General features: G+C 46.3%; 13 protein-coding genes. 4 read left to right on the forward strand and 9 right to left on the reverse strand.

The window, feature by feature from the left end:
• The first annotated feature begins 22 nt into the window (after positions 1–22).
• Complete coding sequence (locus tag AC3ITG_RS28030; protein ID WP_489251975.1) at positions 23–802, forward strand: PHP domain-containing protein; 780 nt, start codon at positions 23–25, stop codon at positions 800–802.
• Positions 803–886: 84 nt separating this feature from the next.
• Here the strand turns inward: AC3ITG_RS28030 and AC3ITG_RS28035 are convergent, their stop codons facing one another.
• A complete protein-coding gene (locus AC3ITG_RS28035) occupies positions 887–1,330 on the reverse strand; it encodes a VOC family protein (RefSeq protein ID WP_489251976.1) in 444 nt (147 codons plus the stop codon).
• 88 nt (positions 1,331–1,418) lie between these two features.
• Between AC3ITG_RS28035 and AC3ITG_RS28040 the strand changes: the two genes are divergently transcribed.
• On the forward strand, positions 1,419–2,405 hold the full coding sequence (locus AC3ITG_RS28040) for a helix-turn-helix transcriptional regulator (RefSeq protein WP_489251977.1): 987 nt from the start codon (positions 1,419–1,421) through the stop codon (positions 2,403–2,405).
• Between the two features lie 66 nt (positions 2,406–2,471).
• Here the strand turns inward: AC3ITG_RS28040 and AC3ITG_RS28045 are convergent, their stop codons facing one another.
• Positions 2,472–3,665 (reverse strand): MFS transporter, encoded by a 1,194-nt coding sequence (locus AC3ITG_RS28045; RefSeq protein ID WP_489251978.1) that lies wholly within the window; start codon positions 3,663–3,665, stop codon positions 2,472–2,474.
• Positions 3,666–3,826: 161 nt separating this feature from the next.
• On the opposite strand from AC3ITG_RS28045, the gene AC3ITG_RS28050 reads away from it, so the two are divergent.
• Both AC3ITG_RS28050 and AC3ITG_RS28055 read left to right on the forward strand, forming a co-directional pair.
• A complete protein-coding gene (locus AC3ITG_RS28050; protein WP_489251979.1) occupies positions 3,827–4,708 on the forward strand; it encodes a LysR family transcriptional regulator in 882 nt (293 codons plus the stop codon).
• A 22-nt stretch (positions 4,709–4,730) separates the two neighbouring features.
• Positions 4,731–5,405 (forward strand): VOC family protein, encoded by a 675-nt coding sequence (locus AC3ITG_RS28055; protein ID WP_489251980.1) that lies wholly within the window; start codon positions 4,731–4,733, stop codon positions 5,403–5,405.
• Between the two features lie 197 nt (positions 5,406–5,602).
• On the opposite strand, the gene glmS is transcribed toward AC3ITG_RS28055, so the two are convergent.
• The 7 genes from glmS to ppc form a co-directional block, all read right to left on the reverse strand.
• The gene (glmS, locus tag AC3ITG_RS28060; RefSeq protein ID WP_076291158.1) at positions 5,603–7,435 is read right to left on the reverse strand and encodes a glutamine--fructose-6-phosphate transaminase (isomerizing); all 1,833 of its coding nucleotides are present in this window, start codon (positions 7,433–7,435) and stop codon (positions 5,603–5,605) included.
• Positions 7,436–8,177: 742 nt separating this feature from the next.
• Entirely contained in the window at positions 8,178–9,518 is a 1,341-nt protein-coding gene (gene glmM, locus AC3ITG_RS28065; protein ID WP_489251981.1) for a phosphoglucosamine mutase, read from the reverse strand.
• A 74-nt stretch (positions 9,519–9,592) separates the two neighbouring features.
• A complete protein-coding gene (locus tag AC3ITG_RS28070) occupies positions 9,593–11,074 on the reverse strand; it encodes a CdaR family protein (RefSeq protein WP_489251982.1) in 1,482 nt (493 codons plus the stop codon).
• A complete protein-coding gene (cdaA, locus tag AC3ITG_RS28075; RefSeq protein WP_063567044.1) occupies positions 11,067–11,906 on the reverse strand; it encodes a diadenylate cyclase CdaA in 840 nt (279 codons plus the stop codon). Before cdaA ends, AC3ITG_RS28070 begins: the two co-directional genes overlap by 8 nt.
• Positions 11,907–12,332: 426 nt before the next feature.
• Positions 12,333–12,947, reverse strand: coding sequence for a zf-HC2 domain-containing protein (locus AC3ITG_RS28080; protein ID WP_062329949.1), 615 nt, complete (start codon positions 12,945–12,947; stop codon positions 12,333–12,335).
• Between the two features lie 135 nt (positions 12,948–13,082).
• Positions 13,083–13,649, reverse strand: coding sequence for an RNA polymerase sigma factor SigW (gene sigW / locus AC3ITG_RS28085; RefSeq protein WP_036614044.1), 567 nt, complete (start codon positions 13,647–13,649; stop codon positions 13,083–13,085).
• A gap of 255 nt (positions 13,650–13,904) precedes the next feature.
• Positions 13,905–16,697, reverse strand: a complete 2,793-nt coding sequence (gene ppc / locus AC3ITG_RS28090) for a phosphoenolpyruvate carboxylase (RefSeq protein WP_489251983.1) — start codon at positions 16,695–16,697, stop codon at positions 13,905–13,907.
• Between the last annotated feature and the right edge of the window lie 109 nt (positions 16,698–16,806).

Genomic DNA, 16,806 nt, shown 5'->3' on the forward strand with positions numbered 1-16,806 from the left:
ACGGAATAAAGGAGTGTCTTTTATGCGCATTGATCTTCATACTCACGGCAAATTATCCAAAAACTCTGATTTCTCAGTCGATTACTTCACCGAAATGGTCAGCGAAGCCAAAACCAGCGGGCTTGAAGCCCTCGCGCTTACCGAACATTTTAACACCCGCAACTTCTACGAGGTCTATGAGACGCTGGATCGTCTCTATCCATACAACGGAGAGTACTACGATGCAGATGGGCTGCGCATTTTTCCCGGTATGGAAGTGGATATTCAGGAGACAGGACATATTTTGCTGGTGGGTCAAAAAGAACATATCCTTGTCGTCCGCAGCGGCCTGGAACAATATACATCCAAAGGTTCATTCATTCCTTTTGCCGAGTTGCTGGATTTGGCCGAAGCCTGGCCTCTGCTCAAAATTGGCGCACACCCTTTCCGCGAGTCCACCCCGTTGTATCAGTTGGACCGTGATTTGTTGGGACGCCTGGACGCCTTTGATCTGAACGCCAAGGATATGTACCAATACGGCATCGAGACGTGCCGCAGCCAGGTTGAACCATTCGCCCAGTCCCACGGTAAACCCGTCACTGCCGGAAGCGATACTCACCAGTGCCTGCAATACGGCAGTGTATTCAATGTGCTGGATCGTCCATGCGCATCGGTTGCCGAACTCAAAGAGCAGATTCTCGCTGGTACGTACAGCATCGAAATCTCCAACGATCTTCCTCTCCGTGTCAAAGCCTCCGTTATGCTTAAGAAAGTGATGAAACGTCTTGCCAAGTTGGATGCCGCCCGTTTACAGAAAGTTTAGAGAACACTGCAACTTGTAAAGAATTCAAAATGAGCCCAAAGGATATACATCCTCCAGGCTCATGACGGATTCATTTTCACCTAATTAAAAATCATGCACCGTCACACAAAGCTGAATTACGATTCCGAACGGATCACGTACAATTCCATACCCCGGACTAAACTCGTTTTGCTCATAAGGCACCAACACCGTAACCTGCTCATGCTGTACCAGCGAATTATACAGCTCTGTCATCGTATTCTTATCTTTCGATTGAATGCATAATGACGTGCTGTTTCCCAGCTGCCACGGTCGACCCGTATCCATTTCTTCCTCAGCAATCATCAATTTGTTTACCCCGATCTGGAGTACCGAATGTGTAATATATTCATCCTGCCCTTCAGGATACTCAAACCCCGGGTTCATTTCCTTCATCTCTTTGTAATTTTTCTTGAATAACACATTAGCCCCCAGGTACTTCTCATAAAAAGCAATGGCTGCCGCAGCGTCTCCATTCATCGACAGAAACGGGATCACTTCAAAATTCATCTGTATTGCCTCCTTCGTTTGATTGGATTACACTATTTAATATAACGAAAATAGGTGCCAATCCATGGCACCATTGAGAGGCTTTTTTATGAAAAAATCAGAACGCATGAACCAGATGCTGCGCTTTATCAATCAAAAACAACACTTCACCCTGCAAGATCTCATGCAGGAGTTTCAGATATCCAAGAGAACCGCATTACGAGACATCGCGTCATTGGAGGAAATCGGTGCACCCATTTATGTCGAGTATGGACGTTATGGAGGGTATCGTTTGCTTCAGCAGATGCAGCTGCCACCCATTTCGTTTAATACGAGTGAGCTCCATGCCCTCTACTTTGCCATGCAGGCATTACGCAGCTTTACCAACCTGCCCTTTCAGATCTCTTTTCGCTCCATTCACGAGAAGTTTCTAAGTGCCCTATCCGAAAACCAGAGACAGGATATTGAACAAATCCAGCATCGGGTCTCTTTCCGACACACCGAGCAAATCCGGGATAGTGAGCATCTGGAGTTTCTATTGATGGCCGCTGTTCAGAATATAGTGATACAGATCACGTATCAACAACATATTCTCAGCAGTAGCAGTAACCCCGATAACAGCTCAAATCCCGACAAACCCAAGCCGAGCATACGTACCATTCAGCCAATCGCCCTCTATGCCATGAAAGGCTACTGGTATTGCCAGGCGTATGATCTCGATAAACAGGCGTACCGTGTGTTCCGATGTGACCGAATCACCTCATCCGAGGCGACAGACATCGAACCTATAACACATATTAATGAACTCAATCTACAGGATGCCCACTCGTTATGGAAACCATCAGAGAATGCCATCCCATTCAAATGTATGATCAATGAAGCCGGGGTTGAACTATTCCAGCAAGAACAGTTTCCATCCATGCAGCTCATCAACGAATCTGGAGAGATGACTCTTGTCGGATCGTATGAAGCCCATGAGCTTGAGTTCATCATTCGCTATCTCGCAAACTTTGGCAAGTCCATCAAGATCATGGAGCCCGATACCTTAAAGGAATCCTTAAAACAACACTATCTGGATTTACTCGACCATGTTTAACTATCGCCACCAACTAACCACTTGATGTTTACGACCTCATCGCACATCGATATCAATCTTTTTTCGTCAAACTCTGGACTCTGATTTATCATGAATCGCTGGAGAGCTTCTTTTATTGCCTATCGCCAACTGAACTATGATTTGCAGCACGATGATTATAGCCAGACCATAGAACGCTTGAACAAAGCTGCCCGTGATATCACCGAGCCAGCCGATCGCCAGTGGACCAAGCGCGCCCAGAATGTAACCGCCCGATTGAGTCATGGCTGACCAGGCGCTGGCTTCCTGAGCGTTATTCGTCTCATCAATGGGCAGCATCAGAGCGATCGGAAACAGTCCCCCGGCACCAATGCCGAGTGGGATCGCGGCCAGCCATGGACTGACGGACAGGTTCAGCATTAAGACTCCTATTAGCTCCATTAACGCACATCCAACAAGCCAAAATACACGTCTTTGGTAACGGTGAACGAGCATTGGAATGAATAACGTAGACGGCAATGAAATCAACGTAAATAACGTTTGGATGCTGCCGGCAGTCTCTTTCGTGTATCCCTGGCTCTGGATCGCAGGCGCAAGCCATGCAGTCAATGAATAGAAGATCGCTGCCATCAGTCCGAAGAACAATGTCAGCACCCATGCTCGTATATTTTTCACTGGAAGAGCTTCAACGTTCACAGCAGAAATCTGCCCCGATTGTCGATCCTTTCGTGCTGACAAGGCTAATTTCATCCAGATCGGCAAAGCAATGACGGCAAGCAATGCCCACAGCGATAACGACCCCTTCCAGGAACCCCCCAGGAGATTTTGAAGGGGAACCGATAATCCAACACTAATGCTGGCCCCCACGACCATGGCTGTAGAGTAGAGCCCCACCATGGCAGCAACTCGCGTAGGGAAGTACTGCTTGATAAAGCTGGACAACAGTGGACCGGCCAATGCTATCCCTACACCGGATAGAAATGAAGTAAACATCATCAGAGGTGTTGCACCCACGAACAACCGCAATACCGTACCTAGTCCAATGAGGAATAAAGCCAAAACGATCGCGCCTTCATTCCCCCACCTCCTGCTTAGCTTCACGGAAAATGGAGCGAATATACCCATACATAATACCGGAAGCGTGGTTAACAGACTTGCGGTAATTCCGCTAATACCCAGATCACTTTGTATGGTACTCATTAGTGGTGAAATGGATGTAATGGGTGGTCGCAAATTCAATGAAGCCAGAATAAGCGCCAGAAGAATATAAAACAGTTTCACTATGGATCACCTCATGTATGGTTATATAGTTGCATTCACTAATGATCCAGGCTGTAGATCTTTTTGTGGTGCAAGACTAGTATAGAAGCATTACAATGATTGAACAATACAATAGTTTCTATTAAAATGATTATAAAAACCAATGATTCGAGGAGATACATATGGAAATCCGTCAAATGGAGAACTTTATCGTTGTTTGTGAGGAACTCCATTTCACACGTGCAGCAGATAAAATCGGCATTTCTCAACCTACCTTGAGTCAACAGATTCGAGCGTTGGAGGATGAGTTGGGCGTTCCCTTGTTCGATCGGGTGGGCAAAAAGATTGTGATGACCCAGGCGGGAACGTTATTCCTGGAGCACTGTGTACAAATGGTTCGGCATTTACAAAATACCCAGGATGCGTTAGCTGAATTCCGCAATGATCAGCGAGGCAAGCTGGTGATTGGGGTCCTACCGTCCGATTTGGACTACCGTCTTACTCCATTGCTCGTTAATTTTCATGCCGATTATCCCAAGGTGAAATTAAAGGTTGTTTCTTCGATTTATGTACTAAATCAAGTGTTGGATAACGAAGTAGACATCGGCATCGAGCTCACTTCCATTTCTGATGATCGTCTTGTCCGCATTCCTTTGTGCAGCGAAGAATACGTACTCGTCGTTTCTGAGAACCACGCTTGGGCTGAACGAAATGAGATTGGAATTAAGGAACTGCGCGATATTCAGACGGTGATGTTTCCGGAAGGATTCACAGGCAGAGAACTGGTTGATGGCTATTGCCGCAAATATGGCTTTACCTTGAATACGATCATGGAGACAAGCTCGGCAACCTCTATTATTAGTCTGGTCAAAGCTAACATTGGCGGAACAGTGCTGCCATATCCACTGATCAAGGCAATGAATGAACCAACACTACGCATCATCCGAATCACGGACGATGCCCCTTACCGTCACTTTGAGATCATTCATCGGTCCGACCGTTACCTGACCCAATCTGCCAAAGCATTTATTGAGAAAACTATTGATTATTTTAATCAAGGATAAGTTCAGTGGGAGAGTGACTTGAATGCAAATAAAAGAGGTTAACTTGTTCACAGATCAAATGGAGGCCATGAAGCAGTTTTACGGTACGTTATTGGAGTTGGAGCTACTGGAGGAAAGTACATCGGCCGTATCGTTCTGCACAGGAGATTCGATCCTTTCATTTCAGCAGGCTTCTGGTCAGGAAAAGCCCTTCTATCATGTCGCATTTACGATTCCGACAAACCAACTCGCTGAAGCCAAGAAGTGGGTTCAAGATCGAAACATCTCTTTGCTTTCCAAGGACGATAAAGATGAGTTCTATTTTCCCTACTGGGATGCAACAGCTTTCTATTTCTATGACCCGAGTGGTAATTTGATGGAGTTCATCGCTCACCATTCGTTGGATAATGCAGCCGAAGAAACCTTTGATTCTAGGCAGCTGCTATGCATTAGCGAGATCGGCCTGCCTGTCGATGATGTACCCGATACCATAAGCAAAATGAATGGACAGTATCACCTTCAACCCTTTGCCGGAGACGGAAAACAATTTGCCCCGATCGGTGACGCAGGAGGCATGTTTATTGTAATCGACAAAGAGATGCCCTGGTTCCCAGACGGGCGTATGCCTGGTGTATTTTCCACTGAGGTGAAGGTTGAAACTGGACGGACTGGGAGTATTCGACTACAGAATGGTTTTTACTCTATTGATTCAAATTAATTTGGAGAGTCGTGTGCTGTGATTCCCCCTACATTCAACTGAAAAGTTTTGCTTACTTATCACAGAGGACAATGCCTTTATATTTAGATGTTCTGGACACAAATTTAATTATTCGTGCATAGCAAAAAGGGTCCTAATGACTGTTAGTCATCAGGACCCTTTTTGATTTAACATCGTTGAGATTAAGGATTAATCCCTTATTCTACCGTTACGCTTTTCGCCAGGTTACGTGGTTTATCCACATCGTGACCCAGTGCCAGGGAAGCGTAGTATGCAAGCAATTGCAATGCTACAACGGACAGAGCCGGGCTGAGCAGTGGCAACGTCTTAGGAATCGCAAACGCTTGGTCAACGGATTTCAGCAATGGTGCTACGTGCTCTTCATACGTAATTGCCAGTACGTCTGCACCACGTGCTTTTACTTCTTTGATGTTGCTCACTGTTTTCTCCAGAACGTTCTCCTGCGTTGCCAGAGCAATGACAGGGATACCGTCCTCGATCAATGCGAGCGTACCATGTTTCAACTCACCCGCAGCATACGCCTCGGAGTGAATATAAGAGATCTCTTTCAGTTTCAACGATCCTTCTTGTGCTACTGCATAATCCAGACCGCGGCCGATGAAGAAGAGATGTTCATGTTTGGAGATTTGCTCTGCATATCCTTTAATGGCTTCCGCTTGCTCCAGCATGGATTCAACTTGCTCAGGCAATGCTTGCATTGCTGCCAGCGTATGAGCAATCTCTTCTGCTGTTTGTGTTCCACGAACTTGTGCAAGGTACAGACCCAGCAGGTTGAACGCAATCAATTGCGAAGTGTACGCTTTAGTGGAAGCTACAGCAATTTCAGGTCCTGCCAGTGTTGCAATCACATCGTCCGCATCACGTGCAATGGAGCTACCTACAACGTTAGTGATGGCGAGTACATGTGCACCATTTGACTGTGCTTCACGCAGTGCAGCAAGTGTATCAGCCGTTTCACCAGATTGGCTCACCACGATCACAAGTGTATCTTTGCTCACGATCGGGGAACGGTAGCGGTACTCGGAAGCCACATCCGTTTCAACCGGAATACGTACCAATTGCTCAATCACTGTACGTCCAACCAGACCTGCATGGTACGCTGTACCACATGCAATGATTTGAACGTTACGGATATTTTTGATTTGTTCTTCAGTCATTTTCAACTCAGGAAGTTGAACCTTTTTGCTTTCATTATCGATGCGACCCAGCATTGTATCACGATATGCTTTTGGTTGCTCATGAATTTCTTTCAGCATGAAGTGCTCGAATCCGCCTTTTTCTGCGGTTACAGCATCCCAATCGACACGAATCATTTCCCGAGAAATAAAGTTACCTTCAATCGTCATCAATTCGACAGCATCATGTGTCAATACAGCCATTTCACCATCATTCAGAATGTACACGTTACGTGTATGTTCCAGAATTGCCGGGATGTCGGAACCAATGAAGTTCTCGCCTTCACCAATACCAATAATCAATGGGCTTGCTTGACGCACAGCTACGAGTTTCTCAGGCTCATGCTCTGTCAATACACCCAGTGCGAATGCGCCACGCAACAACGTGATCACTTTTTGCACTGTTTTAACGATATCACCATTGTATTCACGTGCGATCAGGTGAGAAATAACCTCAGTATCTGTCTCGGAAGTGAACGTGTGACCTTGAGCCATCAATTCGTCCTTCAGATCCAGATAGTTCTCAATAATACCGTTATGCACAACTGAGAACTTCTGGCTTCCATCCGTGTGTGGATGAGAGTTCTCATCCGATGGTTTACCATGAGTTGCCCAACGTGTGTGTCCGATTCCGGCATTACCTACCAGTGGTGCACCATCCAGCTTAGCTTCAAGATTCGCAAGACGACCAAGAGCTTTCGTGATTTGCAGACCTTCTGGTGTGAATACCGCGATACCTGCAGAATCATAACCACGATACTCGAGTTTCTTCAATCCTTCGACCAATACCGATTGAGTGTTCTTATTACCAATATATCCAACAATACCGCACATAGTTTAGTTCCTCCGATTGTATATGAATACTGTGTCACGAAGAGAAACAAGCTGGCACGGCATATCGGAAAAATGAAAATGATTGCCTAACGTATCATGAATACTTTCAATTATTCAATTATCAATGATCAGAGCAGCCTCTTGCCGCCCCGCAGTCATAAGCTGTTATTAGATGCAATCATGAATGTACATCATTTTCCCGTCCGCGCACTGTTCACGCTCTTCGCGCACATTCATTTGAATTTTAGTTGACTCTTGCACCTACCGGCGCGTTGTGTGGACAGTCACCCATCCATTTTCCGCAATCCGGTTTACGGCTCTGGTGCATCACCGGGAGGTCCCCGCCGAACAATCCGAACACCTCCACCTCGTCAGCTTGATTGCCGTCGATCTTGCTCAGTAGCATCTTCATTGTTTCAAGATTCGTACCGATCAAAATCCTTCCCGCGCAACTTCAAGCTCTGGCGCTTGTGTAACTAGTACCTTACGATCCTCACTTTCTGTGTCTGAATGACGACTCCACTCATTATATGCACGTCAGGTTCATTTTGCAATGGAGCAAAGTACCTGTGACAATTTCGGCATATTTACCCACAATCCCGACCAGATAAACAGACCCATGGTCTCACTAGGCCGGGACGTAGGAATATGGGTTTGTATGGCATAACCCCTGTTAGATTAAACCTTATGAGACAGTGATTCCCTTGAAACAACCGTGTTTGGAAGGCCTATCGATCAGGTCCTATACCAGTTCTTTTTGCACAACATCTGCAATTTGAGATACGAATTGTTCAAGTTCATCCTTATCTGGTCCTTCCGCCATAACACGGATCAGGGATTCGGTCCCGGACGCACGAACAAGTACACGTCCATTATCTCCCAGGTGCTGCTCTACTGTAGCAATGGCTTGCTCAATCGCAGAATTGCCCTCGTATTTACTCTTATCTTCAACACGCACGTTCACCAATACTTGTGGGTACTGGGTCATCAGCGCCTTAAGTTCACTCAGTTTTTTACCAGAAGCCTTCAGCGTGTCCACGAGCTGAATCGCTGTCAGCATGCCATCGCCTGTTGTATTGTAATCCAGGAAAATAACATGACCGGATTGCTCTCCACCCAGGTTGTAACCCCCACGGCGCATTTCTTCCATCACATAACGGTCACCCACGGCAGTCTTTGCTGTTTTCAGTGCCAGTTTCTCCGTTGCTTTGTAGAATCCGATGTTACTCATTACGGTAGATACCACGGTACTGTCTTTCAGCTTGCCTGCTCGATTCATCGCATCACCACAGATACACAGAATAAAGTCACCATCGACCTCAGCGCCTGTCTCATCAATAGCAATCAGACGATCCGCATCCCCGTCAAAAGCAAGGCCCAGATCCGCATTATGTTTCAGCACCTCTTGTTTCAAATGCTCCGGGTGCGTTGATCCGCATTGCTCATTGATATTCAGGCCGTTAGGCTCAGCGCCAATGGCAATGACTTCTGCACCAAGTTCTCTGAACAATTTGGGTGCCAGCTCATATGCTGCTCCGTTAGCACAGTCCAGAACAATTTTGAGTCCTGAGAACGATTCATTTACCGTTGTTTTCAGGTAGTCCAAATAACGATAACGGGATTCTTCATCCACAGTAACGGTCCCCAAACCACCACCCACAGGGCGCGGCAATTGATCCGTTTCTGCATCCATTAGTTCTTCGATCTGGTTCTCCGTCTCATCCGACAGTTTGAAGCCATCTCCCCCAAAAAATTTGATTCCGTTATCCTCAACCGGATTGTGGGAGGCCGAGATCATTACCCCTGCATCGGCTTTCAGCAGACGAGCAATATACGCCACTCCAGGAGTGGATACAACGCCCAGACGAATTACATCGGCGCCAATGGACAACAAACCTGCAACCAGTGCGGATTCCAGCATAAGCCCCGAGATTCGGGTATCCATACCGATAACCACTTTTGGTCTTTCCACACCACCTGCAAGCACATAACCACCACAACGTCCGATGCTGTAAGCCAGCTCCGCCGTTAACTCTTTATTGGCAACACCTCTTACGCCGTCTGTACCAAAATATTTCCCCATGATCTAACTCCTTCTATTCGCATCATATAAGAGCATAAACGTTATTTTTAAAATTCTGAACTGAACATTTTCTTTTACGGATTGGAGCCACTATTACTGCTACCGCTGTTATTGGAGTTACCTCGACTGATATTCCCCTGCTGGCTCTGCTCCTGATTGTCCGTATTCGATTCCGTTTCTTCTTCTCCAGGAGCAGTTTCGGTATCCCCATTCTCGACTTCGGCTGGCGAAGGATCAGGCCCCACCGTTCCTTCATCACTCGGCTCCTCGCCGGGAGCAACCGTCGTATCATCAGCCTTTTCGCTAATTTTGACGGTAGCGCTCAGATCAACTGATGACTCATCCAGTTTGGCAAAACGAGGCAAGTCAGCCTCAAGCTTTATTTCATGCGTACCTACCGCAAGTCCAGCAAGATCCGCAGTCAGCTTGATATCATCGCTACTTAGACCTTCAAGCATCGTTGAAGAACCTCTAAGCGTAATATTCAAGCCACCACTTTTGGGAGTAACCAGTGTCCCTTCCAGCCCGTTCCCCGCGCCAGTAAGCGTAATGGGTACGTTCGGAAAGACTTTGGTCGTCTCCTGAAGCTCATCATAAGGCGATACCGTCACCTTAAGCTGAATCGAACTAGGCTCGATTTTCTCAAAACCGGGCGGCGGCGTCAAGTCCACGTTAACTGTCGACGTTCCTGCCTCAGCGAACTGAGTAAGATCAAGGGTTACTTGGTCGTAGGACTGTATACCCGCAAGCGCATCCTCTGTTCCGTAAACCGAGACTTCTTTCACGCTTGGCTCAACCGTGGAGAGCACCATTCCCTCCGGCAGCTGTCCCGAATATTTGATTCTTAAGGGCACAGTTGTATAGGGCTGACTGACCGGAATACGGACTTCAACGGTTTCTGGTGTAACAATCGCATTTTCAATGACCTTGCCTTCCGCATCATATGCCTGAAGCTTCACTTTTTTCTGCGTAACGTCACCCTTCGCATCCTTCACGCTCACACTGCCCTGAACCTTCGCTACGGCGTCAAGCTGCCCTTCCGGCAGAGTTACCTTAACTGGACCTGAAGGTTCAACAACGGGCGTTCCAGCGTTATATCCGGCGGATGGTTCTCCTTCGGGTACAATATTCACATCGAAGGATTTGGTGCCCAATTTCTCCACGTTGACCGTAACCATGGAAGGCTCCATGCTGACTACCTCAACCCCGGAAGGCAGATCGGGTACTAGCGGTAACGTATTGGACCCATCCTTCACCTGACTAAGATCCACTAGCACTTTATAATCATCATTCGTAAAAATCGAAGTTAACATCGAACGCTGCCCTTTGATCTCCAGACGGACCTCGTCCGTACTTAATGAAGTAAGTACATAGGAGTTGCTGTCGAGTCCATAAGGCTGAACAGGCACAGTGCGCTCAACAACCTTATTGGTCGTCCCAGTCGAGATCGTTGGTGTAGTTGGTACTTCGTCCAGATGTATCATAAACCAGAGCAACAAACTCACCGCTAGGGCAAGAATCTTGGCAAAATTGTTGTTATTGAACCATTTATCCATTTTTACGTCCCCCCTTCCGTTTCCAGAAGGTAGTCCAACCATTCTTTTTAGTCAAATTTGATGTTGGACGGAGTTCTTCGTATAGTTTGGCAATCAGCGATTCTTCCTTAATATCACGAACAACCTGTCCATTCATCGCAAGCGACACTTGTCCTGTCTCCTCCGAAACAACCAAACAGATCGCATCCGCAACCTCGGTAATCCCAATAGCTGCACGGTGACGCGTTCCTAGCTCTTTGCTGATAAACGGATTCTCGGACAAAGGCAAATAACAGGCTGCCGCCGAAATCTGTTTGCCCTGTATGATGACGGCTCCATCATGGAGCGGTGTATTCGGAATAAAGATGTTAATCATCAGCTCTGAGCTGACCAGTGATTGCATCTGGATCCCGGACTCCGTGTAATCGTTCAGACCCGTTTCCCGTTCGAATACAACCAGTGCACCAATTTTTCGCCGTGACAAATAATTCACAGACTTAATAATCTCACCAATTAATACCGTTAATTCTTCATCACTTGCTGCTGCCGAACGCCCAAACAGCTTGCCACGACCCAATTGCTCCAGACCACGGCGCAGTTCCGGTTGAAAGATAATAAAGACCGCAACGACACCAAACGTAAACATCTGGTTCATCAGCCATTTGAGCGTATAGAGGTTTAGCCACGTACTTAATGCCCAGATCACCACAAGGAACAGAATACCTTTAAGCAACTGAACAGCACGGGTACCCCGCACAAGCAAAATCAATTTGTACATAATATAAGTAACGATCAATATATCGATAACGTCCTTAATGGACTCTTTCCACGTTAAGTCAGCAAAATAGTTCATAAGCCAGCCCCCGCTATCCCCATTGATGAGTAAACCCTGCTCTCATATTAACCCATTAGGATTTAATTAATCCTTTTCTCGCATTTGCATAATCCATTCAGGCTCGCCCTCAAGTACAAAAGTTGGCCAGGAAGGAGCACTCTGATCCAACCAACGTATAGACGAATAGAATCATTTCGATCTATATTTTGCCTGATTGAAAAACGCTCTTTGGATTTATGCAAAAAGCTTATCTATATGTAGTAGTATGTTCTCTTTAGTATCTAGGTTATAACGTTAACGTTCAGGTTGCAAGTTACGGGAGTCACAAACTGCGCAGAAACAACACAAATCCCATAAATTACAAAGTCATTAGATAAAAAAAGAGTACCCCAGCAATCTGGAGGTACCCTGCTTGGTATATACCATTGAAGAATTTACCCTGTTTTAGCGATAAGCCACTTCATTTACCATATTGGTTATTTTGTACCAGAACCAGTCCAGCGCCTGATCAATACTTTTCACCTGACCGGAAATATGTGCCGTTGAAGCCTGATACAACTGTCCGTCGATGACCGTCAGATTGCCATTTACATCACCGTATACCTGAGCAGTTCCATTCTCTATCGTAAGATCGCCAGCAATGGACTTGCCCTCCGGAACAATAACCGTGTTTCCTTCAATCACGATCTGGTCCAGATTATTTCCCTTAACGACCATTTCGTTATTCTGATTCCAGAAATTCCAGGCGCTAAAGAGCATCACGACCAAAAAGAAGGCTGCCGCCGTCAGCGCGGGATGTCCTTTGACCCATTTGAGCCATACTTGCTGTCTCTTGGGCTGGGGCAGAGCATTCATAATTCGATTGGTCAGCTCATCCGAGGCAGACGGTGAATAGTGTTTCATGGCAAAGAGTAGCATTTCCGTCTGTTCCAACTCTTTAAAGCGCATGCGACAATCCGGACAGGTCACAAGGTGACTTTTCAGTTCAACCTTCTGGGCCGGGGACAACGACTCATCCAAACATTCATGCATTAAAGAGACGGCCGAGTTGCAATCCATATGAGAGCCAATCCTTTCTTAGATCACTTAGTCCTTGCATTGCCAAAAAGCACGCATAAGACTTGCATACATTACATACGTATCCGTTTCGGATATGTTTCAAATAATTTCGCCCAAAATACAGACGTTTTACATTTACAACTTATACTCCAGCTTTTTCCGCAAAAAATCACGACCCCGATGAACACGAGTCTTAATCGTTGTTACGGGCATACCTGTCACATCACTGATTTCCTGTAACGACAAGTCCTGTAAATATCTCAAAATCATGACTGATTTATACTTGGCCGGCAAACTGTCAATCGCTTCACGTATAAGTGTCTGTGTCTCAGACAACAGTGCTTCGCTTTCTGGTGTACGATCATCACTTGGAAGCATCGCATAACCATCAGACCCTTCCTGATCATTCAGCTCTGCATCCAATGAATAAGAAGGTTTTTTCCGCCGTAAGCGGTCAATACACAGATTGGTTGCAATCCGGTATATCCAGGTTGAGAACTTCTGGTTCGGATCATACTTCTCCATATTGCGAAACACACGCAAAAACGTCTCCTGTACAACGTCTTCGGCTTCATGACGATTGTTCAGCATCCGGTATGCCAGATGAAACAGCTTGTCCTTGTATAACTCAACGATTTCTGCAAAGGCCCGCTGGTCACCCTTCAGTACCAGCTTAATAAGCCTGTTCTCCAAATTGTCCACCCTTATTCCCCCAGACATGCTGATGGGTCTTCCGCCTTCTGATACCCGTCCACACTTGTAATTCACCAATCAAATCGTAAATCAACTTTGGTCAAAAATCAAGACTGTGCCGGAAAATATCCGCCAAAAACAGTAAAAACGGGAACTCCAGAAGGAGTCCCGTTTCATCTCTCACTCAAGTAGAGGAAAGAATTAAGCTTTTACTATCTACATGGCTGGAAAATTCACTTCATTTATGGTTAAGCAGCTTAACGATCAGCCCGTATTCCGAAGTCCTGCAGCAATGCCGTTAATCGTAAGCAATACTTCACGCAGTAACTCTGTGTCATCCTCGCCGCGCTCACGCATATCTCTGAGCTCACTCAGGAGTTGGACCTGCATGTAGGACAAAGGATCGACATAAGGATTACGAAGTCGAATCGACTCTTGAATCACTGGTACATCATCCAAAATTTCAGCTTCTCCGGTAATTTTCAGAATCAGCTCTTTGGTGAGTTTGAATTCCGATTCAATCTGACCATAGATGCGATCACGTGCTTCCTCATTGGAAGTCATGGCCGAGTATTCCTTCGCAATAACCAAATCTGCTTTGGCAATAGCCATCTGCACCGTATCAATTAGTGTACGGAAGAATGGGAAGTTTTCATACATTTCTTTCAGGACAACCAGATTTTCTTCTTTATCCTGATAGTAACTTTGAAGTCCCGTTCCTGCCGCATACCATGCGGGAAGCAGATAACGACTTTGGGTCCAGGCAAATACCCAAGGGATCGCTCTCAGATCTTCGAACTTGTCGCTATTTTTCCGTTTGGATGGACGTGAACCAATATTCAGTTCCCCAACCTCAGGCAGCGGTGTCGATTCCTTGAAGAAAGTAAAGAAGTCTGGATCACGGAAGATGAGATCCTGGTATTTTGTCAGGGATACTTCGGAAATATCTTTGATGATGCTGTCCCACTGACGCTCTGAGTCCGACTCTTGCGGCTCCAGACCGTTTAGAGCAGCTGTAATCAAAGCCGATGTAGCCTGCTCAAGACTGCGGTATGCAATTCCCTGAAGGGAATAACGGGAAGAGATAACCTCACCCTGCTCTGTAATCTTGATGCCCCCACCAATGGTGTGTGGTGGTTGAGCAAGAATACTGCGGTTGAGAGGCATGCCTCCACGTCCGAGCGCCCCACCTCTACCATGGAAGAACTTCAGCTTGACGCCGTGTTTATTACCTACAGCGGTGATGGCATTCATCGCCACTCGCAGCTCCCAGTTGGCTGTAACAACCCCGCCATCCTTGTTGCTGTCCGAGTATCCCAACATGATTTCATGCAGTTCATTCCGCCCGCTCACACTTGCGCGATATACTGGAAGGTTGAACAGCTTCTCCATAATTTCCGAAGCGGCATGAAGATCATCAATCGTTTCAAACAGTGGAACCGCTTGAAGCGTAGATACCACTTCACCATTATGTTCTTTGCGGAACAAACCTACTTCTTTAGCAAATACCATGACCTCAAGCAGATCACTTGCCCCTTGGGTCATACTAATCAGGTAGCTTGTGATACAACCGGCCCCAAACTCGCTCTGAGCACGCTTGATCGTACGGAATACGTCCAGACACTCTTTGGTCCCCTCTGTGTATTGGTGATAAGGGGAGGTCAGCGGACGAGGATCATCCAGCAAACGAGCCAGCAAATCGATTTTGCCATCTTCCGTCAGACGGGCATAATCTTCTACGATGTTCATCTTGGCCAAAATCTCCGACATCGCATTTTCATGCTCTTTGCTGTGCTGACGTACATCCAATGCAGCTGTATGGAAACCGAATAGCTCCACTTGACGAATCATTTTGCGAATCGTTGTATCTGCTACATAGTCTGCAAAATGATGACGCAGGCTGCGATCGATAATCATCAGATCATCCATCAGTCCTTGAGCGCTGTCATAGCGATCTGGATGCCCTACTTTGTTCTCATCCAAGACATTGTTCAGCTTGGCTATCATATATGCCAATTTAATGCGATATGGCTCTTTTTCGTTCCGCCACATATCCACTTTTTTCAACGTTACACAACTACGGTCTTGCTCAATCGACTGCACCAGCTCATCCGATACGTGGATGATGTTCGTGCTGAAGCTGAGATGTCCCATAAGTTCAATCATAATCCGTTGATACTCACGCAAAGCGAGCTTACGCTGCATCAACAGTGTCTGCCATGTTACATCTGAAGTTACCGAAGGATTTCCATCCCGGTCTCCACCGATCCAGGAACCGAACCGCAAATACGTCGGCACATGCCAGTCATGGTCAGGATAAAATTTATTCAGGCAGCGTTCAAGCTCCTGGTATACATCCGGAAGTACATGGAACAACGTTTCATGAAAGTAATACATTCCGTTCCGTACTTCATCGAGCACAGTCGGTTTACGGTCACGAAGCTCATCAGTCTGCCATAGTGTAATGACTTCGTTAAGCAGCTTCTCCCGCAACTGTTCACGTTCACGCAACGTCAGCGTAGGATTATCAAGCAGCATGACATCTTCGGATATCCGTTTGTGGATGTCCAGTATAACCCGACGCATGGCTTCAGTTGGATGAGCTGTCATCACCAATTCCAGCGATAATTCGTCTAGAATATCCTCTACTTCCGTGTGAGACAGTCCGCGTTCCTTCAGATCTTGTACTGCTTTTTCAATCGATCCTGGCTGCACAGCGTCCCCTGCAGAACGTTCATAATCCCGTTTACGCCGGATCCGATGGTTTTGTTCAGCAATGTTAACTAATTGAAAATAAATCGCAAAAGCTCGAATCACCTGATGACGATTTTCCGAGTCTAATTCCTGGATCATCGTTTTGAACTCTGCATAAAGTTCTGGCAAGAACTCTGCACGCAACGATTTGCTCGTTTCCCGAATCTTCTCAACGATATCTAGAAGCTCCGTGCCTCCTTGATGGACAAGAACTTCTCCGAGTATATTGCCCAGGAACCGCACGTCTCGCCGAAGCAGGTTGTTGGATTGGCTTTTGCTGGCGGTTACCATAGTTTCAGTCATGCTTATCCTCCCATCTGATCGTTCCATTCGTACACGTAAATTTGACACCTTCATAACATCATACAATAAAATGGCACGAAAATCTTTATTTTTCTACTAGTAAAAATGG

The sequence above is a fragment of the Paenibacillus sp. GL_099_B genome, assembly GCF_057835695.1.